At 71.1% G+C, this 26,151-nt stretch carries 28 protein-coding genes; 12 read left to right on the top strand and 16 right to left on the bottom strand.

Annotated elements, in window-relative coordinates; genetic code table 11:
* Positions 1–40 precede the first annotated feature (40 nt).
* Both ABGB12_RS09905 and ABGB12_RS09900 read right to left on the bottom strand, forming a co-directional pair.
* Positions 41–229, bottom strand: coding sequence for a ferredoxin (locus ABGB12_RS09905; RefSeq protein ID WP_347676212.1), 189 nt, complete (start codon positions 227–229; stop codon positions 41–43).
* On the bottom strand, positions 229–1,515 hold the full coding sequence (locus ABGB12_RS09900) for a cytochrome P450 (protein WP_347676210.1): 1,287 nt from the start codon (positions 1,513–1,515) through the stop codon (positions 229–231). Before ABGB12_RS09900 ends, ABGB12_RS09905 begins: the two co-directional genes overlap by 1 nt.
* Positions 1,516–1,938: 423 nt before the next feature.
* Here ABGB12_RS09900 and ABGB12_RS09895 point away from each other — a divergent pair, with 423 nt between their 5' ends.
* Genes ABGB12_RS09895 through ABGB12_RS09885 form a run of 3 tightly spaced genes read left to right on the top strand, consistent with a single transcriptional unit; the run spans position 1,939 to position 5,356 of the window.
* Positions 1,939–2,994 (top strand): polyprenyl synthetase family protein, encoded by a 1,056-nt coding sequence (locus ABGB12_RS09895; protein WP_347676208.1) that lies wholly within the window; start codon positions 1,939–1,941, stop codon positions 2,992–2,994.
* Positions 2,994–4,451 carry a phytoene desaturase family protein gene (gene crtI, locus ABGB12_RS09890; protein WP_347676206.1) on the top strand — a complete coding sequence of 486 codons (1,458 nt, stop codon included), beginning with the start codon at positions 2,994–2,996 and terminating at the stop codon, positions 4,449–4,451. Before ABGB12_RS09895 ends, crtI (ABGB12_RS09890) begins: the two co-directional genes overlap by 1 nt.
* Positions 4,448–5,356, top strand: coding sequence for a phytoene/squalene synthase family protein (locus tag ABGB12_RS09885; RefSeq protein ID WP_347676204.1), 909 nt, complete (start codon positions 4,448–4,450; stop codon positions 5,354–5,356). Before crtI (ABGB12_RS09890) ends, ABGB12_RS09885 begins: the two co-directional genes overlap by 4 nt.
* A 16-nt stretch (positions 5,357–5,372) precedes the next feature.
* On the opposite strand, the gene ABGB12_RS09880 is transcribed toward ABGB12_RS09885, so the two are convergent.
* On the bottom strand, positions 5,373–6,074 hold the full coding sequence (locus tag ABGB12_RS09880; protein ID WP_347676202.1) for a spheroidene monooxygenase: 702 nt from the start codon (positions 6,072–6,074) through the stop codon (positions 5,373–5,375).
* Between ABGB12_RS09880 and ABGB12_RS09875 the strand changes: the two genes are divergently transcribed.
* Complete coding sequence (locus tag ABGB12_RS09875; protein WP_347676200.1) at positions 6,049–6,654, top strand: glycerol-3-phosphate acyltransferase; 606 nt, start codon at positions 6,049–6,051, stop codon at positions 6,652–6,654. The genes ABGB12_RS09880 and ABGB12_RS09875 overlap by 26 nt on opposite strands.
* Here the strand turns inward: ABGB12_RS09875 and ABGB12_RS09870 are convergent.
* From ABGB12_RS09870 to ABGB12_RS09860, 3 genes are read right to left on the bottom strand one after another with little or no spacing between them, the layout of a single operon-like run.
* Entirely contained in the window at positions 6,605–7,750 is a 1,146-nt protein-coding gene (locus tag ABGB12_RS09870) for a glycosyltransferase family 2 protein (protein WP_347676198.1), read from the bottom strand. The two genes, ABGB12_RS09875 and ABGB12_RS09870, sit on opposite strands and share 50 nt — an antisense overlap.
* The gene (gene crtI, locus ABGB12_RS09865; RefSeq protein ID WP_347676196.1) at positions 7,747–9,195 is read right to left on the bottom strand and encodes a phytoene desaturase family protein; all 1,449 of its coding nucleotides are present in this window, start codon (positions 9,193–9,195) and stop codon (positions 7,747–7,749) included. Before crtI (ABGB12_RS09865) ends, ABGB12_RS09870 begins: the two co-directional genes overlap by 4 nt.
* Positions 9,188–9,967 (bottom strand): carotenoid biosynthesis protein, encoded by a 780-nt coding sequence (locus ABGB12_RS09860; RefSeq protein WP_347676194.1) that lies wholly within the window; start codon positions 9,965–9,967, stop codon positions 9,188–9,190. The genes crtI (ABGB12_RS09865) and ABGB12_RS09860 overlap by 8 nt, the downstream gene beginning before the upstream one ends.
* A gap of 272 nt (positions 9,968–10,239) precedes the next feature.
* Here ABGB12_RS09860 and ABGB12_RS09855 point away from each other — a divergent pair, with 272 nt between their 5' ends.
* The gene (locus ABGB12_RS09855) at positions 10,240–10,635 is read left to right on the top strand and encodes a hypothetical protein (protein ID WP_347676192.1); all 396 of its coding nucleotides are present in this window, start codon (positions 10,240–10,242) and stop codon (positions 10,633–10,635) included.
* 153 nt (positions 10,636–10,788) lie between these two features.
* On the opposite strand, the gene ABGB12_RS09850 is transcribed toward ABGB12_RS09855, so the two are convergent.
* Genes ABGB12_RS09850 through ABGB12_RS09830 form a run of 5 tightly spaced genes read right to left on the bottom strand, consistent with a single transcriptional unit; the run spans position 10,789 to position 15,125 of the window.
* Positions 10,789–11,886 (bottom strand): acyl-CoA dehydrogenase family protein, encoded by a 1,098-nt coding sequence (locus ABGB12_RS09850; RefSeq protein WP_347676190.1) that lies wholly within the window; start codon positions 11,884–11,886, stop codon positions 10,789–10,791.
* Positions 11,883–13,076 (bottom strand): acyl-CoA dehydrogenase family protein, encoded by a 1,194-nt coding sequence (locus ABGB12_RS09845; RefSeq protein WP_347676188.1) that lies wholly within the window; start codon positions 13,074–13,076, stop codon positions 11,883–11,885. Before ABGB12_RS09845 ends, ABGB12_RS09850 begins: the two co-directional genes overlap by 4 nt.
* A gap of 15 nt (positions 13,077–13,091) precedes the next feature.
* The gene (locus ABGB12_RS09840) at positions 13,092–13,544 is read right to left on the bottom strand and encodes a MaoC family dehydratase (protein ID WP_347676186.1); all 453 of its coding nucleotides are present in this window, start codon (positions 13,542–13,544) and stop codon (positions 13,092–13,094) included.
* A 17-nt stretch (positions 13,545–13,561) separates the two neighbouring features.
* Entirely contained in the window at positions 13,562–14,317 is a 756-nt protein-coding gene (gene fabG, locus ABGB12_RS09835) for a 3-oxoacyl-ACP reductase FabG (RefSeq protein ID WP_347676184.1), read from the bottom strand.
* A 52-nt stretch (positions 14,318–14,369) separates the two neighbouring features.
* Positions 14,370–15,125, bottom strand: coding sequence for an SDR family oxidoreductase (locus ABGB12_RS09830; protein ID WP_347676182.1), 756 nt, complete (start codon positions 15,123–15,125; stop codon positions 14,370–14,372).
* 190 nt (positions 15,126–15,315) lie between these two features.
* Between ABGB12_RS09830 and ABGB12_RS09825 the strand changes: the two genes are divergently transcribed.
* Positions 15,316–15,912 carry a TetR/AcrR family transcriptional regulator gene (locus ABGB12_RS09825; RefSeq protein WP_347676180.1) on the top strand — a complete coding sequence of 199 codons (597 nt, stop codon included), beginning with the start codon at positions 15,316–15,318 and terminating at the stop codon, positions 15,910–15,912.
* A 39-nt stretch (positions 15,913–15,951) separates the two neighbouring features.
* Here ABGB12_RS09825 and ABGB12_RS09820 read toward each other — a convergent pair whose 3' ends face one another.
* Genes ABGB12_RS09820 through ABGB12_RS09810 form a run of 3 tightly spaced genes read right to left on the bottom strand, consistent with a single transcriptional unit; the run spans position 15,952 to position 18,039 of the window.
* Positions 15,952–17,223 (bottom strand): cytochrome P450, encoded by a 1,272-nt coding sequence (locus ABGB12_RS09820; protein ID WP_347676178.1) that lies wholly within the window; start codon positions 17,221–17,223, stop codon positions 15,952–15,954.
* Position 17,224: 1 nt separating this feature from the next.
* Positions 17,225–17,425, bottom strand: coding sequence for a ferredoxin (locus ABGB12_RS09815; protein WP_347676176.1), 201 nt, complete (start codon positions 17,423–17,425; stop codon positions 17,225–17,227).
* Entirely contained in the window at positions 17,422–18,039 is a 618-nt protein-coding gene (locus ABGB12_RS09810) for a helix-turn-helix domain-containing protein (RefSeq protein WP_347676174.1), read from the bottom strand. The genes ABGB12_RS09815 and ABGB12_RS09810 overlap by 4 nt, the downstream gene beginning before the upstream one ends.
* A gap of 183 nt (positions 18,040–18,222) precedes the next feature.
* Between ABGB12_RS09810 and ABGB12_RS09805 the strand changes: the two genes are divergently transcribed.
* From ABGB12_RS09805 to ABGB12_RS09780, 6 genes are all read left to right on the top strand, one after another.
* A complete protein-coding gene (locus tag ABGB12_RS09805; RefSeq protein ID WP_347676172.1) occupies positions 18,223–19,170 on the top strand; it encodes a siderophore ABC transporter substrate-binding protein in 948 nt (315 codons plus the stop codon).
* The gene (locus tag ABGB12_RS09800) at positions 19,170–20,165 is read left to right on the top strand and encodes an ABC transporter permease (protein ID WP_347676170.1); all 996 of its coding nucleotides are present in this window, start codon (positions 19,170–19,172) and stop codon (positions 20,163–20,165) included. The genes ABGB12_RS09805 and ABGB12_RS09800 overlap by 1 nt, the downstream gene beginning before the upstream one ends.
* Positions 20,162–21,142, top strand: coding sequence for an iron chelate uptake ABC transporter family permease subunit (locus ABGB12_RS09795; protein WP_347676168.1), 981 nt, complete (start codon positions 20,162–20,164; stop codon positions 21,140–21,142). Before ABGB12_RS09800 ends, ABGB12_RS09795 begins: the two co-directional genes overlap by 4 nt.
* A complete protein-coding gene (locus ABGB12_RS09790) occupies positions 21,139–21,897 on the top strand; it encodes an ABC transporter ATP-binding protein (protein ID WP_347676166.1) in 759 nt (252 codons plus the stop codon). The genes ABGB12_RS09795 and ABGB12_RS09790 overlap by 4 nt, the downstream gene beginning before the upstream one ends.
* A gap of 52 nt (positions 21,898–21,949) precedes the next feature.
* Positions 21,950–23,107, top strand: coding sequence for an acyl-CoA dehydrogenase family protein (locus ABGB12_RS09785; RefSeq protein ID WP_347676164.1), 1,158 nt, complete (start codon positions 21,950–21,952; stop codon positions 23,105–23,107).
* A 133-nt stretch (positions 23,108–23,240) separates the two neighbouring features.
* Positions 23,241–24,791 carry an MDR family MFS transporter gene (locus ABGB12_RS09780; protein WP_347676162.1) on the top strand — a complete coding sequence of 517 codons (1,551 nt, stop codon included), beginning with the start codon at positions 23,241–23,243 and terminating at the stop codon, positions 24,789–24,791.
* Between the two features lie 163 nt (positions 24,792–24,954).
* Here the strand turns inward: ABGB12_RS09780 and ABGB12_RS09775 are convergent, their stop codons facing one another.
* Positions 24,955–25,620, bottom strand: a complete 666-nt coding sequence (locus ABGB12_RS09775) for a helix-turn-helix domain-containing protein (protein WP_347676160.1) — start codon at positions 25,618–25,620, stop codon at positions 24,955–24,957.
* A 95-nt stretch (positions 25,621–25,715) separates the two neighbouring features.
* Positions 25,716–26,151 (bottom strand): hypothetical protein (locus tag ABGB12_RS09770; RefSeq protein WP_347676158.1); only part of this gene is annotated, 436 nt, incomplete at its 5' end.

Raw genomic sequence — 26,151 nt, 5'->3', positions numbered from 1 at the left:
CTCCTCTGGGGGCAGACCGCGCGGTCTGGATTCCGGGGTGTCAGCTCACCGTGATGGCGCGCTCGGGGCAGTTGGCAGCGGCCTTGCGAACGGACTCTTCCAGCTCGGCGGGGATCACGTCCAGCAGGACCTCGGCGTAGCCGTCGTCGTTGATGTCGAACACGTCGGGGCTCGCCGCACAGCAGGCGCCGTGGCCCCGGCAGTTGTCGTCGTCGATGGTGACCTTCATCAGGAGCCGTCCTCCGCGAGGGTGAACTCCACGTTCAGGTTCATCAGGCCGCGGAGGATGAAGGTCGGAAGGTACTGGTAGGCGCGGTCGTCCGCGGGACCGTGGACCTTCTCGGAGACCCTGATGTCGGTCGTGCGGGCGAGGAGCCGCTCGAGGCAGACCTTCGCCTCGGCCCGGGCGAGGGGGGCGCCGGGGCAGGTGTGGATGCCGCGCCCGAACGCGATGTGGTGGCGGGCGTTCTTGCGCTCGAGGTCGAAGGTGTCCGGGTCCTCGAAGTGCTTCGGGTCGCGGTTGGCGGCGCCGTTCATCAGCATCACCGTGGTGCCGGCGGGCAGGTCGACCCCGCCCACGGTGACCGGCACCTTCGACAGCCGGAAGTCGCCCTTGATCGGGCTCTCCGTCCGCAGCGTCTCCTCGATGAAGTTGCCGAGGAGCTCGGGCTGCTCGCGGATCCGCCGCTGGATGTCGGGGTTGTCGGCGAGGATCTGGACCGCCGAGCCGATGAGGCGGACGGTGGTCTCCTGGCCCGCCGAGTACAGGTTGGCGGCCACGCGCACGACGTCCATGACCTCGGGGAGGGAGCCGTCGGGGAACGTCGCCTGGGCCATGGCGGTCAGGACGTCCTCGCGCGGCTCGGCGCGGCGCTCCTCGATGTACTTGACGAAGCTCGCGTAGAGGAACTCCATCGGGGAGTGCGCCAGCTCGCCCTCGGTGCTGCCGAGGGTGGTCTCCTCGACCGACTTGCCCTGCAGGACCGCGGCGAACGAGTCCCGGTCCTCCTCGGGCACGCCCAGGAGGTCGGCGATGACGTACAGGGAGAAGGGGACGGCCAGCTCGCTGATCGCCTCGCCCTCGCCGCCGGCGAGGAAGTCGTCCAGGACGCGGTCGGCGAACTCGACCAGGCGGTCGCCGTTCTCCTTGAGTCGCTTGGGGGTGATCAGCTTCATGAGCAGCGCGCGGTGCTTGGTGTGCGTCGGCGGGTCGAACGTGGGGAGCTGGTCGCTCATCGGGAGCTGGTCCCGGTACTCCTCGATCAGGGCGGTGATGTCGTCGCCCTCGAGCGGGACGGGGAAGGCCGCGAAGGGACCGATCACCGAAGTGCAGGACGACCACTTCTCGGAGTCCTGGGCCACCTCGGACACCTCGTCGTACCCGCTCAGCATCACCACGCCGTGGTGGGGCTCGTGCGACACGGGGCACTTGTCGCGCAGCGCCTTGTAGTACGGGTAGGGGTCCGCGACCAGGTCCTGGTCTTGGAAGAAGTTCTTCGTCTCGAAGTCGCTCACTGTTGGTACGGCTCCTTGTAGATCATGAAGGCTTCGTCGGTTATAGCGGATGACTTGGACTTTTACGCAGGAATCGCAATATTCGCGATAAATAACGCACGGTCGATCGGCCCGGCGGCGCGGCCGTCGACGCCCCGCGCCGGGATCCGGCCCGACCGCCCTCTTCCACTCCCGGATAAAGAGCCATATGTCCCCCAGCAGCAAGGGTGAGCGCTCGCACGCACTTCGATCTCCTGTGAGGAGAATAACATTCTCACTAGTGCGAGTCACGTTTTCATGGCGGGCCCGCAGCGTCAAGGCCGATTTTCGAAAGCGATCACCGCTGTTTGATCACCCCGGGAGAGGTAACTCTAAGCAAGGAGGAATGCACGCTCCGGAACGGCCAGGGCGGCGCTCCAGCGGAGCGAGGGGTAAGGAGATTCCATGGCGGTGGCGGCCCCGGCGGACGAGGGGGTCCTCGCGCTGGTCGAACAGCGGCTCGGAGAGCTGGTCGAGCGGGAACTCGAACGGGTCTCCTTCCTGGGCCCGGACGAGTACGAGATGCTGGTCGGCCATCTGGCGGAGTTCGTGCGCGGCGGCGGCAAGCGGCTGCGTCCTCTCCTCGTGTACTGGGGGCACCGGGCCGCGGGCGGCTCCCCTGACGACGAGGACGCCGTGCTGGCGGCCGGATGCGCGGTCGAACTGCTGCACGCCTGCGCTCTGCTCATCGACGACGTGATGGACGAGGCCGATCTGCGCCGCGGCCGCCGTACCGCGCACCTGTCCCTGGCCGACCGGCACCGGGCGTCGCGGTGGCAGGGCGACCCCGGACGGTTCGGCGAGTCGGCGGCCGCGTTGCTCGGACTGCTCGCCTTCACCTGGGCGGACGCGGCGCTGCTGGACACCGGTCCCCGGCTGGCGGACGCGCTGGAGGTGTTCACCCGGCTGCGGGCCGAGGTCATCGGCGGCCAGCTCATGGACATGGCCTGCACGGCCCGCGGCACGAGCACCCTGCGGGAGGCGGCCCACATCGCGGTCTACAAGTCCGGCAAGTACACCGTCGAACGGCCGCTGCACCTGGGGCACGCCATCGCCGGAGGTGATCCGGCCCTGCGCGCCGTGCTGAGCTCCTACGCACTGCCCCTGGGAGAGGCGTTCCAGCTCAGAGACGACGTGCTCGGCGTGTTCGGCGACCCCGGCCGCACCGGCAAACCCGCCGGGGCCGACCTCCGCCAGGGCAAGCAGACACATTTGCTCGTGGAGGCCCGGCGGCGGACGGGAGCGTACGGCACCGCGCTGCTGGACAACGTACGCGACGAGGCCGACGTCGCGGCGGCCCGCGAGCTCATCACCGCCTGCGGTGCGCTGGCGGCCGTCGAGGACCGCATCGCGGGGCTGGCCGGACGCGCGACCGCCGCGCTCGACGGCTCCGGCATCCCCGCCGACGCGGCGGCGGCGCTGGCGGGGCTGGCGGCCCTGGCCACGGACAGGAGCGCGTGATGCGGGTCGTGGTGATCGGGGCGGGGCTCGGCGGGCTGGCGGCCGCCGTGCGCCTGGCCGCGGCGGGACGCGACGTGACGGTGGTCGAGGCACGGGACGAGCCGGGCGGCTGCTGCGGCACGGCGACCACGGGCCCGTACCGCTTCGACACCGGCCCTTCGGTGCTCACCATGCCCGGAGTCCTCGCCGACGTCTTCGGCTCCGCCGGGGAGGAACCGGACTCCTGGTTGCCGCTGCGCCGCCTCGACCCCTGCTACCGGCTCTCCTATCACGACGGCTCCCACCTGGACGTCCTTCCGGACGCCGACGCGATGGCCGACCAGGTCCGTGCGCTGTGCGGCCCGGACGAAGCCGCCCGCTACCTGCGTTTCCGCTCCCTGCTGGGCGAGATGTTCGAGGCGGAGTGGTCGTCCTTCATCGACCGCGACATGACCTCGCTGCGCGATCTCGCGCGCCCCTACGCCCTGCTGAAACTGGCCTCGCTGGGCGGGTTCCGGCGGCTGGACCGGCTGGTCGGCGCCCACCTCACCGACGACCGGCTGATCAGGGCGCACACCTTCCAGGCCCTGTACGTCGGCCTGCCTCCCCAGCAGGCCCTCGGCATCTACGCCGTGATCGCGCACATGGACACCGTCGGCGGGGTCTACTTCCCCGCGAAGGGCGGGATGCACGCCATCCCGAGGGCGCTGGCGGCGCTGGCGGAGAAGAAGGGCGCCGCCCTCCGTTACGGGGTGCGCGCCACCGAGGTCGAGGCCGACGGCTCCGGCGTCACCGGAGTGAGGCTGGACACCGGAGAACGGCTCGCCGCACGGCACGTCGTGGTCGCGTGCGACCTGCCGCACGCGCACGCCTCCGGGCTGCTCCCGAAGGCGGCGCGGGACTGGCGGCTGCGCAGGCCCCGGTTCTCCCCCTCGTGCCTGGTGATGCACTTCGGCCTGGACCGACGGCTCCCCGGGCAGACCCACCACACCCTGCACTTCGGCCGGGAGTGGGCGGCGACGTTCACCGCGCTCCGGCAGGGTCTGCCGCAGCCCGACCCGAGCCTGCTGGTCACCCACCCCGCGTCGGACACCGGTGCCGCCCCGTACGGGCACTCCACGCTGAGCGTCCTGGAACCGGTGCCGAACCTGACGGGCAGGTGGGATCCCGGCCTCGCCGACCGGCTGCGGGAACGCCTGCTCTCCCGGCTCGCCGGGCTCGGGTACGGCGGTCTGGACGACGCTCCCCGCCTGGTGTGGGATCCGCGGTCCTGGGCTGCGGAGGGCCATTCGGCCGGCACCCCCTTCGCCTTGGACCACCGCTTCACCCAGACCGCCTGGTTCCGTCCCTCGGGCGCCGCCCGGCGCGTCCCCGGCCTGCACTTCGCGGGCATGCACACCGCTCCCGGCGTCGGGGTCCCGCCCGTACTGATCTCGGGGCGCCTCGCGGCGCACCGCATCCTGGAGGACCGAAGATGACGCTGACCGCCAGCTACGAGACCTGCCGAAGACTGCACGCCCGGTTCGGCCGCTCCTACTACCTCGCCACGAGGCTGCTGCCGTCCTGGAAACGGCGGCACGTGCACGCGCTCTACGGCTTCGCCAGGTACGCCGACGAGATCGTGGACGCCTCCTCCACGGCGGACGACCGCACCGCGGCGCTGGACCGCCTGACCGCCCGGCTCGCGACGGGCCTGGCGGGCGAGCCGACCGACGACCACGTCCTGCCCGCGTTCATCCACACCGTGCGGTCCTTCGGGATCGACTACGACGACATCGACGCCTTCCTCCAGTCGATGCGCGCGGACCTGACGATCGCCCGGTACTCCTCCTACGGCGATCTGCTGGACTACATGGAGGGCTCCGCCGCGGTGATCGGCACCATGACGCTCCCCGTGCTGGAGCCGCTGCCCGGCTGGGAGAAGGAGGCCCGGGAGCCCGCCCGCCAGCTCGGCCTGGCCTTCCAGCTCACCAACTTCCTGCGCGACGTCAAGGAGGACCTGGTCCGGGGACGGGTGTACCTGCCGCAGGACGACCTGGCCCGGTTCGGCGTCGAGGAGAGCGACCTCGCCCGTCCGCGGGTCTCGCCTCGGCTGCGCGAGCTCCTCGCCTTCGAGGCCGGACGCGCCCGCGAGCACTACCGCGCCGCGCTGGCCGGCGTGGAGATGCTCGTTCCCTCGTCCCGTCCCTGCGTACAGGCCGCGCACGACCTGTACGGAGGCATCCTGGACGAGATCGAGCGGTCGGACTTCGAGGTCCTCGCCCGCCGGGTCCAGGTCCCCCGCCACCGGATGCTCGCCACCTTCGCCCGGCATCTGGCCGCCGCCTCGGCCGCGGCCAAGGCGGACCGTTACATGGGCGTGGAAATGCCCGGGTGGGCGTGATCCGGACCTGAGGGACTCAGCCCAGAGGGTCGGTCCCGTCCCATGTGCCTTCGCTGTCGTACGGGGTGAAGCGGGCGAAGAGTTCTTCCGAGTACCAGCTCTCCGAGCGCACGCGTTCGATCACCCGCCGGTGCGCCAGTCCTCCGTAGGCGAACTCGCGTACGGACGCGGCGTCCCGCCACAAGGAGAAGGTCGCCTGCCGGGCCAGCGGCCATTCGCCCACGCCGACCGAGGCGAGGCAGCCTTTCTGCCGCAGCAGCGCGCTCTGGACCGGGGCGACCGAACGGTAGAAGGCCAGCAGACGGGCGGGGCGGATGGAGGCGCGGGTGAGCACGGCGACCGGACCGGGGGTCGCGGCCGTCGGCCGTCCCGCTCCGAACGGGTCGGTCCCGCCCCATCTGCCGCGCGAGGCGAGCGGCGCCAGCCGGACCTGCCAGTGCTCACACGCCTCGTCCCGCCAGCGGGCCGGGATCGGCGAGTACCGCAGGAAGTCGTCCAGATGCCGCTCCTCGCGCCACACCGCCAGCAGCGCCCAGCGCCGCAGGTCCGCACCGAGTGTCATCGCCTCGCCGCGCCCCGTGCCCAGTAGCCTCCAGAACAGCAGCCCTCCGGTGCGGCGCAGCACCGGCCGGTCGAAGCCCATGTGCCGCATGGCCCCGGTGCCGGGATACCTGACGAGGTGGAACGAGGCGATGGTTCTCCTGTTCGCTGTGGTCATCGGCGGTTACCTTCTCGGCTCGGTGCCGGTGGCGGTGCTGGTCGCCCGGGTCCACGGCTTCGACCCCAGGCAGGTCGGCGACCGCAATCCCGGTTTCTGGAACATGAAAGAGCAGCTCGGTCCGCGCGCCTCGGCTCCGGTGTTCGCCGGCGACGTGTTGAAAGGCTTGTGCGCCGGGCTGCTCGGGCGGTTCTGCGCGGCCTGGACGCCCGGCGCGGGCACGTCGTCCGGTCTGTGGACGGCGCCCGACACGGCGCTGGTGTACGCGGCGGTGGGCGCGGCCATGGTCGGGCACGCGTGGCCGGTCTTCGCCGGGTTCCGCGGCGGACGGTCGATCCTCACCTTCGTCGGGGGCTTCGCGGTGATCTGCCCGCCCGCCTTCCTGCTGGGCCTGGTGGTGCTGGCGGTGACGACGGCGGCGGCCCGCTCGTTCGCGGTCGGGGCCAGGGCCGCGGTCTTCGGCGCCCCCGTCCTGCAACTGCTGTTCGCCCCCGCGAAACAGGTGGCCGCCACGGGATTGCTGATGTGCCTCATCGGGCTCCGGTTCGGTCAGGCCGCGCTGGCGGCGCGCCGCCGCTGACCCTCGCCGCGCCGTCCCCGGAGGCGGGGTAGACGCGCCCGCGCCAGGTACGGACCGGGCGCAGCGTCGTCCACGTCAGGCGGACGGCCGCGGCCGGGTCGAGCAGCGGTGACAGCCACACGCCCGGCCCGGGACGGGTGTAGCTGCCGCGCAGCGCGCCCGTCAGCAGCAGCCGGGTCCCCAGCAGCGCCAGGTCGAGCCGGGTCGGACGGCCGAGGACCAGCCTTGCCGCGGGCAGGGCGCAGGCCAGCCAGACCACGGCCAGGTCGGCGGCGAGCGGGCCCGGGCCGGTCACGTCCCGGAGCGGGAGCGAACGGCCCCACTCACGCCAGACCTCCCCGGCCGACGTGTACATGTCCACTTCCAGCAGGCCGCCCGCGTCGAGGAAACCGATCTTCCAGCCGTCGGCGGCCAGAGTGCGGGCGAGCGCGACGTCGTCCGTCATGTGTCTGCGGATGCGTTCGAAGCCACCGGCCGCGACCATCCGGTCCCGGCGGAAGGCGGTGCACTGGCCGTTGGCGAGCACCCGGTCCGGCGGAGGCGGGACACGCGGCCCGACCGGCCCGAACCGGTAGACCAGCGTGCTCAGGAACGCGGCGTGCAGGGCCTGTTCGGCGATGTCGTCGCAGACGAACCGGGGCGCGGCCGTCACCAGGTCGTATTCCTCCAGGGAGGCGGCCATCGCGGAGACCAGGCCGGGCCGGGGCCGCGTGTCGGAGTCGAGGGTCACCACCACCTCGTGCGCCGCCGCCTCCGTCCCCTGGCGCAGCGCCCACTGCTTGCCCACCCAGCCCGGCGGCAGCGGCGCCCCCCACACCACCCGCGCGCCGAGTTCGGAGGCCAGGCGCGCGGTGCCGTCCCGGGACTCGTCGTCGACGACGATCACCTCGCCGGCCGCGGGGTCGGCGAGCACGGCGCGCAGGCAGGGGCCGAGGCGCTTCTCCTCGTTCCGGGCGGGGATCACCACCGAGACCGGTTTCACCGGCCGCGCCGGGGGCGCCAGGGCGGGCAGCCGGTCCCGGCCCCGGGCGAGCCGCGTCCAGACCGCCGCCGCCGCTCCCGCCTGAGCGGCCGTGACCAGCGCGGAGAGCCTCACCGGGCCCGCCCCTGCGCGGGGAAGTCCGCGCTGACGAGGGACGCGACGATACGTCCGCCCATCGCCACCAGGGGCAGGCCACCGCCGGGATGCGCCGAGCCGCCCACCAGGTACAGTCCGCGCCGGGGCCCGCGGTTGCCGGGACGGCGCAGCGGCGCCATCACCCCGTCGTAGGCGGTGCCGTAGATCGCTCCGTTCCATCCGCCGTAGCGTTCACGCAGATCGGAGGGAGTGAACAGGTCGACGAACCTCAGCCTGCCCGACAGGTCGTGGCCTCGGTCCGCCAGCCGCTCCAGCACCAGGTCCCGGTAGGCCTCGGGCGTCAGAGGCCACCGCGACGGGTCGTGTGCGGGCACGTTGACCAGCATCGTCCAGTTCTCCATGCCGTCGGGCGCCTGCGAGGCGTCGTCCACCGCGGAGCAGCCGACGTAGACCGTCGGGTCCAGGGGCGGGCGGCGGCGCTCGAAGATGTCATCGAACTCCGCCCGGTAGTCCGCGGAGAAGACGACCGTGTGGTGCGCCAGTCCCTCGGTCCGCCCCTCCACCCCGGCCAGCAGCAGGAACGCCGACGACGACGGGCCGAGCCCGGCGATGCGGCGCAGCCGCCTGCGGTTCGGCAGCAGCCGTGCGTACAGGGCCGTCGCATCGGTGTTGGCGACCACCACGTCCGCACGCACCGTCTCGCCATCCGCGAGGCGCACACCGCGGACCCGATCGCCGTCGGAGACGATCGTGTCGACCTGGGAGGAGAGGAAGACCTCCACACCGGCTTCCTTCAACAGCGCCGCCAGATCGTCGGCCAGGCGCGGCAGCCCTCCGGGGACGTACCAGCCTCCCTGGTCGTGCTCGATCGCCGGGACACAGCCCAGCGCGGCCGGGGCCCGGTAGGGGTTCGACCCGGCGTAGGTGGCGTAGCGGCCGACATACTGCCGCAGCCTGGGGTCGCGGAAGTACTTGCGTGCCAGCCCGGCGAGCGTCCGTCCGGGCGCGACCGCCAGCACGTCCGAGGCCCTCGTCCCGGGCGTCGGCCTGCCGAACAGCGGACCGGAGAAGAACGTGCGCCGCGAGGCGTCCATGCAGCCGCGCGCCCAGGAGTGGAAGGCCCGCCAGCGCTGCCCCTCCCCCGGCGCGAGCCGGTCCACCTCCGCGGCCATCCGCGACGGGTCCCTGGGCGCGGGCAGCCGGGAGCCGTCCGTGAAACGGTAGTCGCACAGCAGGGCGGGCTCCACGAAGCTCCGGGTGATCCCGAGTTCGGTGAAGAGCTCCGGGAGCGTCAGCAGCGAGGGTCCCAGGGAGAAGGCGAAACCGTCACGCCGGTGTTCGGCCAGTTTGCCTCCCAACCGCGACAGCCGCTCGTACAGGCGGACGCCGTGACCTTCCCGGGCCAGGAGCAGCGCCGCGACCATCCCGCCCACGCCGCCGCCGACCACGACGACCTCAGCCACGCCCGGCTCCGTTCCGGTCCGCCCGGCGTTTCCATGCCAGCACCGCGAAACCCCCCATCGCCGCCCCTCCCACGACCGCCACGAGCGGATCGCGAGGCTCGAACACCGCCGCGAACCCGACCGTCTCCATCACCGCCATCACCGTGTACAGACCGACCAGCCCGACGGCGCCCGAGGCATTCCGCCCGACGACGGCGTGGATCACCGCCATCACCACCGCCGACACCAGCAGCCACCCGGCGAAGTTGCTCAACGGCACGCCCCGGTACGCCCCGGCCTCCACCCAGGCCCACGCGCCCAGCCGGAGCATCTGCGGATCGAGGAACAGGTCCCAGGCGGTCAGCGCGGCCGCTCCCGTCCCGATCCGCACCGGCCCCTCGCCCGGCGCGACCGCGTACGCGGCCAGCCCCATCCCGGCCCACGCCAACGCGACGATCACCGGGACGCCGCCGGTCTGCGGCCACAGCACGTCCGTGTAGCGGTAGCCTCCGAACGGAAACCCCGTCCGGGTCCCCACCCACTCCGCCACCAGCCCGACGCACGCCACCACGCAGAACGCGACGGCGGCCGCCCCCCAGGAGCTGACCGCCGCGGTGAAGGCGACCGCGCACCCCGCCAGCAGCAGCACGACCACGGCGACGAGGAGAACCGACCCGGGGCGCAGCCCCGACGCGACCTGCGCGGCCGTCATGGCCGCCAGCGCCACCGCCCCCGCGGCGACGGCCCCCTGCCGCACCGGCGGGGAGGCGGCCCCGATCCCTGTGTCTCCCACGTCAAGGACCGTATGTCCCGCACGTTAAAGAACTCCGCGGCCGCCGACCCGATCACATGCACGAGACGGAAAAGAAGCCGGCTGCCGTTCGGCCTGCCGCCGGGGAACATCAGGCGACGGACAGCGTGTTCTCTTGGAAAGAGACAGGCGCTTCCTGCGCTTCTTCCCGGACGTCCACGAGGCGCCGGTCTTCCATCTCCCGGGACCGAGGACGTCGGGGACCGCGACGAAACCCGCGCGACGACTCACGTCTACGGAAAGCAGGAACCATGATGAAGTCAGCAAAACGGTGGGCGGTGGGCGTCGGCCTCGCCCTGACCACGGCGGGACTCCACACCATGGCGGCTCCGGCCTCCGCGGCGCCCGGCCAGTGCAGACTCTCCATCGACAACAGCCCCGCCCCCGACGAGGCGATCATACGGGCCCTGTGCACCCCGTTCTCCGAGGCGGACAGATTCCTGTCCCTGGAGATCTGGGGTTCGGACCAGTGGTACAACGACTTCAGGCACAGCCTCTTCAGTCCCACCCTCTATTACGTACGAATTCGGAAGTCCATCCTGAACGAGGACTTCGAGGGCCGAGACGAGATCTACGTGAAGGCGGTCTACCAGAAGCCCGACGGGAAGAGGTACAAGATCACGTCCAACGTCGTGACCGGCCACTGGTAGCCGCGAACGGCCGGGGCCGCCCCAACGGATGACGGAGACCCCCGGTGCGGGGCGGAGATCCGGACTCCGTCCCGCGCTCGGGGGCCTCCGCGTTCGATGATCGGCCTACCGCCGATCAGCCGCCCCGGGAGGACCGGCGGCGGGGCTCCGTGCTCACCCCGCGGCAGGAAGGTCGACCAGGCCGGCCAGTCTGGTCCGGTGGGCGCCTGCGGTACCGAAGGCGATCTGGTCGGCCTTGGCGCGCTTGAGGTAGAGGTGGACGGGATGCTCCCAGGTCATGCCGATGCCGCCGTGGAGCTGGAGGGCCTCCTCCGCGGCCTTCACCGCGAGGTCGCTGCAGTAGGCCTGCGCGACGGCGGCCGCCGTCTCCGCGTCGGGGTCTCCCGCGGCGAGGGCCGCCGCGGCGTAACGGGCTATGGCGGCGGCCGACTCGACTTCGGTGAAGAGGTCGGCCAGCCGGTGCTTGAGAGCTTGGAAACCTCCGACGACCCGTCCGAACTGGCGGCGCTCCTTGAGGTAGGCGATGGTGGCGTGCAGGCACCACTGCGCGATGCCCGCCTGCTCGGAGGCGAGCAGCGCGGCCCCGGCCACGAGCGCCCGCCGGACGGCGGGTTCCCCCTCCGCCAGGACCAGGTCGCCGGTCACGCCCTCGAGCCGGATGTCGGCGAGCTGCCGGGTCATGTCGAGGGAGACCACCGGGCTCAGGCTCGCTTCGGCGGCGGCCACGGCGTACACCGCGACGCCTTCGCCGGTACCGGCCGGAACCAGCAGCACGTCGGCCTCCAAGGCCCCGGCCACGCTGGTCACCGTGCCGGTCAGGCGGCCGTCCGCGTCGACCCCGACCGTCGGCGGCGCGGCGTCCGGCGCAGTCGACAGGGGGACGGCCAGGGCCGCGGTCCGCTCTCCCGCGGCGAGGTCGGCCAGCAGGGCACCGCCCGCGTCCAGCAGGACGGTGGTCGCCACCACGGCGCTGGTGAGGAACGGCACCGGGGCCACCGAGCGGCCGAGCTCCTCCAGGACCACGGCGGCCTCCCGGGCCGAGGCGCCCGCGCCGCCGTGCTCTTCGGGCACCAGCAGGCCGGCCAGGCCCAGGTCGGCGGCGATCGCCTTCCAGAGACCGGCGACCGGGGAGCGGTCGCCGTCGTACATGGCCGTCACCGCGGCCGGGTCGCACCGGTCGGCGAGCAGGGCGCGCACGGAGGAGCGCAGGTCGTCCTCGACCTCGGTGTAGAGCAGGTTGAGGTCGCTCACTTCTGGAGCTCCTTCCAAGGGATGTCCTTGTCGACGCGGGGCTCGGCGGGCAGGCCGAGGACGCGCTCGGCGACGATGTTGCGCAGGATCTCCGAGGTGCCGCCCTCGATGGAGTTGCCCTTGGCGCGCAGATAGCGGTAGCCGGCGTCCCGCCCGGTGAACTCGACCCGCTCGGGCCGGACCATCGTCCAGTCGGAGTAACGCAGGCCGTCCTCGCCGAGCAGCTCCAACTCCAGGCCGGAGAGCCGCTGGTTGAGCCGGGCGAAGGTCAGCTTCATCGCCGAGCCCTCCGGGCCCGGCTGGCCGAGCAGCAGCTTCTGCCGCAGCCGCTGTCCGGTGACCCGGGCCACCTCGGCGTCCACCCACAGTCGCATCAGCCGGTCGTGCAGCTCGGGGGTGCGCAGTTCGGGACGCTCGCGCCAGGCGCGGGAGACGACGCCCACCATGCCGCCCTCGCGGGGCACGGCGTGGCCGCCGATGGCCACCCGCTCGTTGTTGAGGGTGGCGTTGGCGACCCTCCAGCCCTCGCCCTCGGCCCCGAGCCGGTGCTCGTCGGGGATCCGCACGTCGGTGAGGAAGACCTCGTTGAACTCGGCCTCGCCGGTGATCTGCCGCAGCGGGCGGATCTCGACCCCCGGGTCGGTCATGTCGCACAGGAAGTAGGTGAGGCCCTTGTGCTTGGGAAGGTCCGGCTCGGTCCGGGCCACCAGGATCGCGAACCGGGCGTTGTGCGCACCGGAGGTCCACACCTTCTGGCCGTTGACCACCCACGTGTCGCCGTCCTTGACCGCGCGGGTGGCGATGGCCGCCAGGTCGGAGCCGGCGCCGGGCTCGCTGAAGAGCTGGCACCAGATCTCCTCGCCGGTCCACAGCGGCTTGAGGAAGCGCTTCTTCTGCTCTTCGGTGCCGTACGCCAGGATCGTCGGCGCGGCCATGCCCAGCCCGATGCCGTTCTTCTCGGGGCTGTTGCCGGGCGCGCCCGCCTCATGGAAGAGCCGGTCCACCTCGGGCTGCAGATCCCGGGGCAGGCCCAGGCCGCCGTGGCCTTCGGGGAAGAAGACCCATGCCAGGCCGGCGTCGTACCGGGCCCGCAGGAAGGCCGGCCGCTCGGTCGCGGCCGGGTCGTGGGCGGCGAGGAAGTCGGCGATCCGCCGCCGCAGCCCCTCACGCAGGATGATCTCGTCGGACATTGTCGTCCTCTCTCGCTAGGGCACCACGATGCTGACGGTCTCGACGACGCAGGCCGGCTTGCCGCCGCCCTCGCGTTCGATGGTCACCTTCGACGTCACCTGGTAGCCGCCGCCACCGGGCGTCACCGACAGCAGTTCCACTCCGGCGCGCACCCTGGAGCCGACGGGTACGGGCGAGGGGAAGCGGAGCTTGTTGGCGCCGTAGTTGATGCCCATGCTCACCCCCTCGACCTTGTACACCTGCCAAACCAGCATCGGCACGAGTGACAGCGTCAGGTAACCGTGCGCGATGGTGCCGCCGAACGGACCCTGCGCCGCCTTCTCCGGTTCGACGTGGATCCACTGGTGGTCGCCCGTCGCCTCGGCGAAGGTGTCGATCTGCTCTTGGGTGACGGTGTGCCAGTCGGAGTACCCCAGGTGGGTGCCGACGGCCTGCTCCAGCTCTTCGATGCCGTTGAAGATCTTCATCTGCTCTCCTCCCCCGCTCAGGCCTTCGGCCCGCCGGCGACGTACAGGACCTGGCCGGAGACGAATCCGGCCCCCTCGCCGGCGAAGAACGAGACCGCGTGCGCGATGTCCTCGGGCTTTCCGGTGCGGGCCACCGGGATCTGGCTCGCCGCGGCCCGCTTGAAGTCCTCGAAGTCCATGCCGATCCGCCGTGCGGTCTCGGCCGTCATCTCGGTCTCGATGAAACCCGGGGCGATCGCGTTGGCCGTGACGCCGAACCTCCCGAGCTCCAGGGCGAGGGTCTTGGTGAAGCCCTGGATCCCGGCCTTGGCCGCGGCGTAGTTGGCCTGGCCTCGGTTGCCCAGCGCGGACGTGCTCGACAGGTTGACGATCCGGCCCCACCCGGCCTCGGTCATGTATCCCTGGACGGCCCGCGTCATCAGGAACGAGCCGCGCAGGTGCACCGCCATCACGGTGTCCCAGTCGGCGGCGCTCATCTTGAACAGCAGGTTGTCCCTGATGACTCCGGCGTTGTTGACCAGCACGGCCGGCGCGCCGAGTCCCTCGGCGATCCGCGCCACGCCGGCCTGCACGGCCTGCTCGTCGGAGACGTCCAGGCCGACGGCCAGCGCCTTTCCGCCCGCCGCCTCGATCTGCTCGACGACCGGCTTGCACGCCGCCTCGTCCAGGTCGATGACGGCGACGGCGAAGCCGTCCTCGGCGAGCCGCTTCGCGACACCGGCGCCGATGCCGCGGGCCGCGCCGGTGACGACGGCGGTGCGGGTGGTGGTCATGGGGGTTCCTCCTCGCTCGATGGTTCTGTGCTGGTGGGGTGGCTTCGGGTTCTCAGGAGCCCCCGGTCAGGGTCACGCCGCCGTCGACGACCACCAGCTGGCCGGTGAGCCAGGCCGCGTCCTGTGAGAGCAGGAAGGCGACGACGCCGCTGATGTCCTCGGGGACGCCGAGCCGCTTGAGCGGGTACGCCGCGGCGACCTGCTCCTCCCTGCCCTCGTAGAGGGCGGTGGCGAACCTCGTCTTCACGACGGCCGGGGCGACGGCGTTGACCCGGATGCCCGGGCCGAGCTCGACGGCCAGTTCCTGGGTGATGTGGGTGAGCATCGCCTTGGTGGCGCCGTAGAAGCCGATGCCGGGCGAGGGCCGGACCCCGGCGACCGAGGAGACGTTGACGATCGCGCCGCCGTGCTCCTTCATCCAGGCCCGGTGGATCTGCTGCACCCACGACAGGGTGGCGAGGCAGTTCACCTCGAAGGTCTTGCGCGCCGCGTCCAGGTCCATCTCGACCATCGGCCCGTAGGCGGGGTTGATGCCGGTGTTGTTGACCAGGAAGTCGGCACTGCCGAAAGCCTTGATCGCGCGCTCGACCGCATCGGCCTGGTGCTCGGCGTCGTCGGCGTGGCCGGCGACGGCGAGCGCGTGCTCGGGGCCGCCCAGCCGGGCGACGGCCTCGTCCAGCGTCTCCTTCTTCCTTGCGGTGACGACGACCTTGGCGCCCTCGGCCACCAGCCGTTCGGCGATGGCCAGGCCGATGCCCCGGCTCGCGCCGGTGACGATCGCCGTACGTCCCGCGAATCTCATGGACATGGGTGCTCTTCCGTTCGTCGCATGGGCGCCCCCAGAGAGGTTACTAAGCGCTTGCTTAGATCCGGGCACTCAGCGTGCAGCAGACACGGCACGGCCGTCAACAACGCCGACCCTGGAACGGGCGTGACCCACGTCACACACCCGTTCCGTGGTATCGCTATATCCCGATGTCAGAAAGGATGAACGCGCGATGACCGACCCGCCCGGCCTCCCCCGCGCCGACGCCACCCGCGCCCGGCTGATGGAGGCCGCCATCAGCGCGTTCGCGGAGAAGGGCTTCCACGGCACCACGACCCGTGACATCGCCACCGCCGCCGGAATGAGCTCGGCCGCGCTCTACGTGCACCACAAGTCCAAGGAAGAACTGCTCTACCTGATCTCCCGGACGGGGCACGAGAAGACCCTGCGCATGGTGCGGGAGGCGATCGCCTCCGCCGACGACCCCACCGGGTCGCTGCGCCGGGTGATCCACGACTTCGCCGTCCACCACGCCCGCGGCCACACCGGCGCCCGGATCGTCAACTACGAACTGGCCGCGCTCAGCCCCGAGCACCTCACCGAGATCCGCGAGATCCGCCACCTCATCAGCCAGGAGATCCGCGACCTGGTGGACAGGGGCGTGGCCGCCGGCGCCTTCGACGCACCCGACCCCCGCGCCGCGGCCGTCGCCCTGCTCTCCCTGGGCATCGACATCGCCCGGTGGTACAGCGACGACGGCGACTGGAGCCCCGAGGACGTCGCCGAACGCTACGTCCAGATAGCCCTCCGCATCGTCGGCGCCCGCTGACGGCGAGCGCCGACGATGCGAAAACCCTGACGCCGACGGTCAGCCGATGCGGACCGGAAGGGCACGGGGCCCGCGGACCTGGCCGGCCGACCAGGCCACCGCCGACGGGTCCGCCAGGGAGAACTCCGGGACGCGCTCGAGCCAGACCTCCAGGGCCACCCGGAGCTCCATGCGCGCCAGGTGCGAGCCGACGCAGCGGTGGATTCCGAGCCCGAACGCGGCGTGCCGGTTGACCTCCCGGTCGATGACGACCTCGTCCGCACGGTCGAACTGCTCCGGGTCGCGGTTGGCGGCCGGGAAGGACAGCAGGACCCAGTCCTCGGCCTTCATGTCGACGCCCCGCCAGTGCATGTCCTCCTTGACCAGGCGCGCCATCGTGACCGGCGCGTAGGCCCGCAGGAACTCCTCCATCGCTGTCGGCAGCAGGGCGGGCTCGGCGACGAGGCGCTCGCGGTCGGCGGGGTTCCCGGCCATATGCCACAACGACGCGCCGATCGCGCTCCACGTCGTGTCGATCCCGGCGATGAGCAGCAGCGCCATCGTGCCCGAGACATGGGACGGTGCGAGCTTGTGCCCGCCGAGTTCGACGTTGAGGAGGTAGGTCGTCAGGTCGTCCCGCGGATCGTCGAGGTGGTCGTGAACCTGCTCGAGCAGGTAGTCGAACAGCTCCGACACCCGCGCCATGCGCTCCTCGGGCGGCAGGTTGACGCCTTCGAGCGCGGTCTCCACGAACTCACGGAACCTGGGGCCGTCCTCCTGGGGGAACCCGAGCATGTCGGCGATGACCCGCATCGGGATGTGCTGCGCGTACTCCTGGGCGGCGTCGACGACGTCACGCCCCTCGAACGCGTCGATGAGCGAGTGGCAGAACGCCCTGGTCGCCGACTCCAGCCGCGAGACCGCGGTCTTGGTGAAGGCCGGGAGCAGCAGCTTGCGCGCGCTGTGGTGGAACGGCGGGTCCGAGGAGATCGGCGGCGTGACACCCACCGGGGCCACTTCTCGCGGCGGCCGGAAGTTGCCCATGACGACCGTCCGCGAGCTGAAGTGTTCGGTGTCGTAGGCGACCGCCGCGACGTCCTCGTAACGCGTCGGCAGCCAGCCGCCGCCGAACCGCCCGGTGTGCGCGATCGGGCAGCGCCGCCGCAGGTCGTCCTGGACCGGGTAGGGGTCGGCGGCCCATTCGGGGTCGAGGTGGGAGAAGTCGCTCGTCCAGTCCGAGACCGGGCCGGTGACGATCTCGTTGCGCGCGCCGGTAGAACGGTCGTCGCGCTTGTCCCAGAAGCCCTCGGTGAAGCGTTCGTCGACGGTCATGTCACACCCCCTCGAGAACGGTGACCGCGCGCTCGGGGCAGTTGGACGCGGCCAGGCGCGCCTCGTGCTGCTTGTCCGCCGGCACGTCTCCGTCACCGAGGACCTGCCCGTAGCCTTCCTCGTCCTCACCGAACAGGTCGGGGGCGAGGTCATAACAGCGGCCGTGCCCGTGGCACCGCCCGGAGTCGATCTGGACTTTCACTGTGTTTCTCCTGTTCGTGCCGGGGAGGGGGTGGGGGCGAAGGCCGCCACGACGCGGGCCAGCAGGTCGGCCCATTCCTCGGGGCCGACCTCGTGCAGGTCCGGTGTGACGAGCGCGCTTCCCATGGCGAGAAGGAGGCAGAAGTGGGCGAGCGCGTTCGGCGACAGCGCGGGGTCCATCTCCCCGCCCGCCTGCGCGGTGCGCGCCAGCTCGCAGATCCAGTCGGCGCGTTCGCCGATGTAGTCGCGTGTCGGCCGGGCGACGCCCTCGTCGCGGCGGGCGGTGACCAGCGCCTCGACGATGAGGTCGCCGCTGGCCCCGCGGCGGCGCGGGAGCCACTGGCCGATGGCCAGCAGCAGCTCGGAGACCGGCTGGTCGGGATCGGCGGCGATCAGGTCGGCCAGCCTCCGCCGCCCGTGGACGCGCAGCGCCGCCACCAGCAGTTCGGCCTTGGAGCCGAAGTGCGCGTACAGCGTGCCGTTGCTCACCCCGGCGGCCGCGGCGATGTCCGCGACGCGCGTGCCGTCGTACCCCTTCTCGGCGAAGACGTCGGCGGCCGCGCGCAGCAGCCGTTCCCGGGTTTCGGCGGCGGTGACGCCCGCGATGCGACCCATGGGCGAAATTAAACGAGTGTTCATTTGATACGTCAAGAGCCAGTTTTCCGAGCCTGGCGCACCGGGGCGCCACGGCATGCGATTTGTCACTACATGAACCGTATGAACCTGACTGGTGTCGTATGTCTATGCATAGTTAGGTTAGGCTAACCAAAGTTTGGATCGTTCCTGTGAGAGGTTCCCATGAGTCACCGCTCCCCCGCGGCCCGTCTGCTCGGCCTGCTCCTCCTGCCCTTCCTCCTTCTGCCGTCCGCGTGCGGAAGCACCGACGCCGACTCCTCGGCCGAAGGCTCCGGCAGCGTGACCATCGAGCACGCCAAGGGCAGCACCACCATCCCCGGCCTGCCGCAGAAGCTCGTCGTCTTCGACGTCGGATTCCTGTCCACCATGGACGAGTTCGGCGCCAAGGTCGTGGGCGTACCCCAGATCGAGAACCTCCCGGAGAACCTCGCCGAGTACGCCGGTGACGGCTACACCAAGGTCGGTTCGCTGTTCGAGCCCGACTACGAGAAGGTCAACTCTCTCGACCCCGACCTGATCGTGGTGGCGGGCCGCTCCTCGGCCGCCTACGACGAACTCGCGAAGATCGCCCCCACCGTCGACCTGACCGTGGATCAGGCCGACTTCCTCAAGAGCTTCCGCGCCCGCACCGAGGCCGTCGGCCGGATCCTCGGCAAGGAGACCGAGGTCCGCCGGCGCCTCGACGCCCTCGAGCAGTCCATCGCCGGAGTCAAGGAGAAGGCGGGCGACCGCACCGGCCTCGTCGTGCTCACCACCGGCGGCAAGATCAGCGCCCACGGCCCCGGCGGCCGGTTCGGCTTCGTCCACGACGCCCTGGGCGTGAAGCCCGCCGCCACCGGCCTGAAGACCGACACCCACGGCAACGCCGTCTCCCACGAGTTCATCGCCGAGACCGACCCCGACCTGCTCTACGTCGTCGACCGCGACGCCGCGATCGGCCAGGACGGCCAGGCCGCCGCGCAGGTGCTCGACAACGCGCTGGTCGAGCAGACCAAGGCCGCCCGGAGCAACAAGATCGTCTACCTCGACGGCTTCTCCTGGTACATCGCCCCCGCCGCGCTCAGCTCGGTCGAGTCGATGGTGAAGACCATCGGGGACAGCCTGTCCTGATGACCCGCTCACCCGCCTCCGGGCGGCTGAGGACCCGGCACCTGATGGCCGGGACGGCACTGCTCGCCGTCCTGGCCGTCGGGTCCTTGTTCGTCGGAGTCAGCGGCCTCACCCCCGCCGGACTGCTCGACGGACGGCCCGAGGACCTGCGCGTCCTCGTGGAGTCCCGGCTGCCCCGCCTGCTCGCCGTCCTGCTCGCCGGCACCGCCATGAGCGTCGCCGGGCTGATCATGATGCACATCACCGGCAACCGCTTCGTCACCCCGTCCACGGCCGGCACCAACGAGTCCGCCTCCTTCGGGGTGCTGGTGGCCACGCTGCTCGCCGGCGGCCAGGCCCTCTTCGTCAAGATGTCGGTGGCCGTCGTCTTCGCCCTGATCGGCACGTTCTTCTTCATGTGGGTCCTGCGCCGGCTGACCTTCCACGACATGGTCCTGGTGCCGTTGGTCGGCCTCATGTTCGGCGCGGTCATCGGATCGGCCACCACGTTCCTCGCCTACCGGTACGACCTGCTGCAGACCCTCGGCGCGTGGACCTCGGGAGACTTCTCCGGCGTGCTGCGCGGACGCTACGAACTGCTGTGGATCGCCGGCGCGGTGACCCTGCTCGGCTACCTGTACGCCGACCGCTTCACCGTCGTCGGCATGGGCCGCAGCTTCGCCGTCAACCTGGGCGTGCGCTACGACCGGGTCGTCAACACCGGCCTGGTGCTCACCGCGGTCATCACCGCCGTCGTCGTGTCCACGGTCGGCGAGATCCCGTTCGTCAGCCTCATCGTGCCGAACCTCGTCACCCTGGCGCTCGGCGACAACCTGCGCCACGCGCTGCCCGTGACCGCTCTCGCCGGAGCCTCGTTCGTGCTGCTGTGCGACGTCGTGGGCCGGCTCGTCCGGTTCCCCTACGAGATCCCCGTCTCCACCGTCGTCGGCGTCATCGGCAGCGTCCTCTTCCTCACGCTGCTGCTGCGCGGCGGCAGGCGAATGGGGCTGCGATGAAGACGGCCGTCCGCACCCCCGTGGCCTCGCGCCGCGAGCACCGCGCCCTCCTCCTGCTGGCGCTGCTCGCCGTCGCCGCGGCCGCCGCGTTCTGCTTCGTCGGGCTCGTCGGCGACTGGGAGTACGCCTTGGGCGTCCGGTTCCGCAAGATCGCCACGATGGTCGTGGTCGGGGCCGGGGTCGCCTGCTCCAGCGTGCTGTTCCAGACCGTCACCGGCAACCGCATACTGACGCCCGCGATCATGGGCTTCGAGCAGCTCTTCGTGCTGGTCCAGACCCTCATCGTGTTCTTCTTCGGCTCACTGGTGCTCACCACGACCGATCCCAGGCTGCTGTTCGCCGGCCAGGTGGGCGTCATGGTGGTCTTCGCCGGAGCGCTCTACCGATGGCTGTTCGGCCGCACCGGCAAGGACCTGTTCGTCCTGGTCCTCGCCGGCGTCGTCCTGGGCACCCTGTTCGGCAGCCTGTCGTCGCTGGCCGCCCGGCTGATCAACCCGAACGACTTCGTGGTGCTGCAGGACAGCCTGTTCGCCAGCTTCAACCAGGTGGACGAGAGCCTGCTCGCCCTGTCCGCCCTGCTCGTCGCCGCGACGCTCGCGTGGACGGCCCGGCTGTCGAGGCGGCTGGACGTGGTGGCGCTCGGCCGCGACTACGCCCTCAACCTCGGCGTGGACCACGCCTCGGTGGTCAACCAGACCCTGGTCGTCATCGCGGTGCAGGTGTCGGTGTCCACCGCGCTGGTCGGCCCGCTGACCTTCCTCGGGCTGCTGGTCGCCAACCTCGCCAGGCAGCTCACCGGCGCCTTCCGCCACGGCACCCTGGTTCCGGCCGCGGTGCTGCTCTCGGTGGCCGTGCTGGCCGGCGGCCAAGCGCTGCTGGAGCGGGTCTTCACCATGAACACCGCCCTCAGCGTGATCATCAACTTCATCGGCGGTGCCTACTTCATCGCCCTGCTCATCCGGGAGTCCCGACGATGATCGAGATCAAGGACGTCACCAAGCGCTACGACGGGACCACCGTCCTCGACGAGGTGTCGCTGACCATCGCCCCCGGGGGCGTGACCTCCATCATCGGCCCCAACGGCGCGGGCAAGTCGACACTGCTGTCCGTCATCAGCCGCCTCTCCCCTGCTGACGGCGGCACCGTCACCGTGGACGGGCTGGACGTCGCCTCCACCCCCGGCGAGGTGCTCGCCAGACGGCTGGCCGTGCTCCGTCAGGACAACCACATGCCGGTCCGGCTGACCGTCCGGGAACTCGTCGCCTTCGGCCGCTTCCCCCACTCGGGCGGCAGGCTCACCGCGGGCGACCTGGAACTCGTCGAGGAGGCCATCGACTACTTCGAATTGGGCGACCTGGCCGACCGCCACCTGGACCAGCTGTCGGGCGGCCAGCGGCAGCGCGCCTACGTCGCCATGGTCCTGTGCCAGGACACCGACTACGTCCTCCTCGACGAGCCGCTGAACAACCTGGACATGCGCCACTCGGTCCAGATGATGCGCCGCCTCCGCCGCATGGCCGACGACTACGGCAAGACCGTCGTCCTCGTCGTCCACGACATCAACTTCGCCTCCTGCCACTCCGACACCATCGTCGCCATGAAGAACGGCACGGTGGCCGCCCAGGGCGAGACCGCGGAGATGATGACCCCGGAGGTCCTCAACCCCGTCTACGACCTGGACATCGACGTCCACGACCTGGGCGGCAGCCGCATCGGCGTCTACTTCACCTGACCGCCGAGACCCCGTACGGTATCGACCGCACCCGCCCCCCTCTGGAGACCACATGGCACGGCTGAGCGAAGAAGAGCAGAGCATCGTCGACACCGTTCGTGACTTCGTCGACCGTGACGTGCGGCCCGTCGTGAACGGCATGGAGCACGCCGACGAATACCCCGAGCGCTTCATCGAGGAGATGAAGCGCCTCGGCGTCTTCGGTCTGGCGATTCCCGAGCCCTACGGGGAGGCCGCGGTCTCCACCGCCTGCTACGTGCAGGTCACCGAGCAGCTCGCCCGCGGCTGGATGAGCCTGGCGGGCGCCATGGGCGGCCACACCGTCGTGTGCAAACTGATCCTCGACTTCGGGACCGAGGAGCAGAAGCGGCGTTACCTGCCGAAGATGGCGACCGGCGAGATCAGGGCCACGATGGCCCTGACGGAGCCGGGCGGCGGCTCGGACCTGCAGGCGATGACGACCCGCGCCCGCCGCGACGGCGACGAGTACGTGATCGACGGGACCAAGATCTGGATCAGCAACGCCCGCCGCTCCCGGCTCATCGCCCTGCTGTGCAAGACCGATCCCGAGGCGAGCCCTGCGCACAAGGGCATCAGCGTGCTGCTCGTCGAGCACGGGCCGGGCCTGACCGTCTCCCGCGATCTGCCGAAGCTCGGCTACAAGGGCGTCGAGTCGTGCGAGCTGTCCTTCCAGGACCACCGGGTGCCGGCCGGCGCGGTGCTCGGCGGAGTGGAGGGGCGCGGGTTCGCGCAGATGATGAAGGGGCTGGAGATCGGGCGGATCCAGGTCGCCTCGCGCGCCCTGGGAGTGGGACGTGCCGCGCTGGAGGACTCCCTGCGCTACGCGCAGGAGCGGGAGAGCTTCGGCAAGCCCATCTGGCAGCACCAGTCGATCGGCAACTACCTCGCCGACATGGTCACCAAGCTCACCGCGGCCCGCCAGCTCGTGCTGCTGGCCGCCGAGCGCTACGACGCCGGGCAGCGGTGCGACATGGAGGCCGGCATGGCCAAGCTGTTCGCCTCCGAGACCGCCATGGAGATCGCACTCAACGCGGTGCGGATCCACGGCGGTTACGGCTACTCCACCGAGTTCGACGTGGAGCGCTACTTCCGTGACGCCCCGCTGATGATCGTCGGTGAGGGCACCAACGAGATCCAGCGGAACGTGATCGCGCGGCAGCTCGTCACCAGGGGCGAACTGCCGTTCTGACGGCCGGGCGCCGGCGTCCGGCACCGGGCCGCCCCGGCCGAGAGGCGGTCCCGGCGCGGTCGCTATCGTGGTGAACGCGCGTTAACCCAGGCTTTCGCCGCCGTGTGCGCGCACCAGCGACGAAGGACCCCGCGTGCCCCAGACCTCCGAGACGGCGCAGCCCCCGGCGCCGTCGCCGCAGCCCATGACCCACCGCCAGATCCTCGAGGTGCTGGCGGGCCTGGTGTCGATGCTCTTCGTGGCGATGATCAGCTCGACCATCGTGAGCACGGCGCTGCCGACCATCATCGGCGCCCTCGACGGCTCTCAGCGCGCCTACACCTGGGTGTTCACGGCGACGCTGCTGGCGATGACCGTCTCCAGCCCCCTGTGGTCCAAACTGGCCGACCTCTTCGACAAGAAGCGCCTGCTGCAGCTGACCGGCGTCGTGTTCCTGCTCGGCTCGCTCTGGGCGGGGTTCGCCCGGAACGTTCCCGAACTGCTGGCGGCCCGCGCGCTGCAGGGGCTGGGCGTCGGCGGGCTGGTGGCCCTGACCCAGGCCGTCATGGGCACGATCATCGCCCCGCGCGAGCGCGGCCGCTACAGCGGCTACATGGCCTCGGCCATGGCGGTGGCGACGGTCTCCGGACCGCTGATCGGCGGCCTGCTGGTGGACACCGCCGGCTGGCGCTGGTGTTTCTTCGCCACGGTGCCGTTCGCGATCGCCGGCCTCCTGCTGATCCAGCGTTTCCTGCGCTTGGAGCCGCTGCGCCGCGAGGTGCGCATCGACTGGTGGGGCGCGCTGTCCATCTCGGTCGCGGCGAGCCTGCCGCTGGTGTGGGTGTCGTTCGCGGGCAAGGACTTCGCCTGGGTCTCGGGCGCCTCCGCGCTGTTCCTGGCCGGGACGCTGGCGGCGCTCGGCCTCGCGGTGCTCGTGGAGAGGCGTCACGCCGAACCCGTGGTGCCTCCGCGGATCATCATGGAACGCACCACGCTGCTGGCGGTCGTCGCGAGCGTCGCCGTCGGCATCGCGCAGTTCGGCGGGACGGTCTTCCTGAGCCAGTACCTCCAGGTCGCCCGCGGCCATGCGCCGACCGTCGCCGGCCTCCTGATGCTGCCGACGATCGTGGGCAACATGATCAGCGCGACGGTCTCCGGGAAACTGATCACCAAGACGGGCGCCTGGAAGCGCTACCTGCTCGGCGGGGCGGTCCTGCTCATCACCGGCATGGTGCTGCTGGGGACGATCGACCACCGGACCCCGATCTGGCTGCTGGGCGTCTTCATGGCCCTGATGGGCCTGGGCATGGGCGCCCTGATGCAGAACCTCGTGCTCGTGGTGCAGAACACCGTCGACGTCCGCGACGTCGGCGCGGCCAGCGGCGTCGTCGGCTTCTTCCGCTCCCTGGGCGGCACGGTCGGCGTCGCGGTGCTCGGCGCGGTGCTGGCCGCCCGCGTCTCGGACGAGATCCACACGGGCCTCGCGGCGGCGGGCATCACCGGTCCGGGAGCCTGGACGGGCAGCCTCGACCTGTCCGCCCTGCCGGACCCGGTCCTGCGCGTCGTCCGCGACGCCTACGCCGACGCCACCGGCATGGTCTTCCTGCTCGCCGCGACGGCGGGCGCGGCGACCCTGCTCGCCATCTGGCTGATGCCCGAGCAAGAACTGCGCACGACCGTCGCCAAGACCGACAAGAGGCCCTGAGACTTCGGCCTCAGACCACCCCCGCCCAGGGAGACCAGCCTTCGGTGTCGCCGACCGTGAGCCCGAACGGCGCGGCGGCCATGACCCGAACCTCCTCCTCCGCGACGCCTCGGGGAGATGGCCGGAACTCGTGAAGACCGAGTTCGCGCCGGTCGGGATCACATCAAAGGCGGAGGCCGTGGACCTCCTGAACGGACGAGGCCGGACCCGCGGAGCCGGACGTCCAGGACGTCGTGTCCTCGGTCCTCGGGTCGCCTTCCAGCCTGCGAATGCACCGTTCGACGAGTTCCGCGGTCTCGGCGTGGCCGGTGGCGAAGCCGAGAGACTCCTCCATCATGACCACACGGGAGATACTCGTCAGGAGGACGGCCAGGACGGCGGGAGGGAGCTCGCCCGAGGGGATTTCGTAACGGTCCAGGATCTCGGACAGGGCCTCCACCTGCGCGACGCGGAAGCGCTCGGAATAATCGGCGATCTCCGCCCGGATCGCCGCGCGCTGATGGGCCAGGCCGGTGAACGCCATCGCGAACGCGACGCCCGCGGGATCGGTGCTGAACCGCCACAACGCCCACAACGGCTGGTCCGATTCCAGCGCACGCGCCTGGTGCGCCAACCCCTCCTCCGCACGACGCCGGAAGACCTCGAGCAGCAGATCGTCCATCGTCCGGAAGTAGTAATGCACCAACTGCGGCTTGAGCCCGGCCTTGGCCGCCACCCGCCGCGAACTCACCGCGGCGTGCCCCTCCTCCAGCAGAAGCCGCTCCGCCGCGTCGAGCAGGACCATACGGTTCTTCGCGTCCAGCGCGCCGATCCGTCGCGGCGATGCCATGCCATGACCTCCAAGGACTCCCCGGCCGCGCCGTCCGGCGCCACCCGACACCGTATCGCCGGCCTTCCGGCGACTGACCACAGAGTTCGAGCATGCTACGTCCGCAGCGCCGCGTTCGCCGCTTCGGGCCCCTCGACCTTGCGGATGTGCTGTTCGACCCATTCCATGGTCTCGGCGTGGCCGGTGGAGAAGCCGAGCGCCTCTTCCATCATGACCACACGGGAAATACTTGTCAGAATAACCACCAAAACCACAGGCGGAAATTCCTCGGACGGAATTCCATAACGATCGAAGATCGTGTTCAGCGCCTCGACCTGCGCGACGCGGAAGCGCTCGGAATAATCGGCGATCTCCGCCCGGATCGACTCGTACCGGCCGACCAGTCCGACGAAAGCCATGGTCAGCGCGACGCCCGCGGGATCGGTGCTGAACCGCCACAACGCCCACAACGGCTGGTCCGATTCCAGCGCACGCGCCTGGTGCGCCAACCCCTCCTCCGCACGACGCCGGAAGACCTCGAGCAGCAGATCG

Origin of the sequence: Actinocorallia sp. B10E7, assembly GCF_039871655.1 — a bacterium.
Lineage (GTDB): Bacteria > Actinomycetota > Actinomycetes > Streptosporangiales > Streptosporangiaceae > Actinocorallia.
This window is presented reverse-complemented; position numbering and strand designations above follow the sequence as displayed.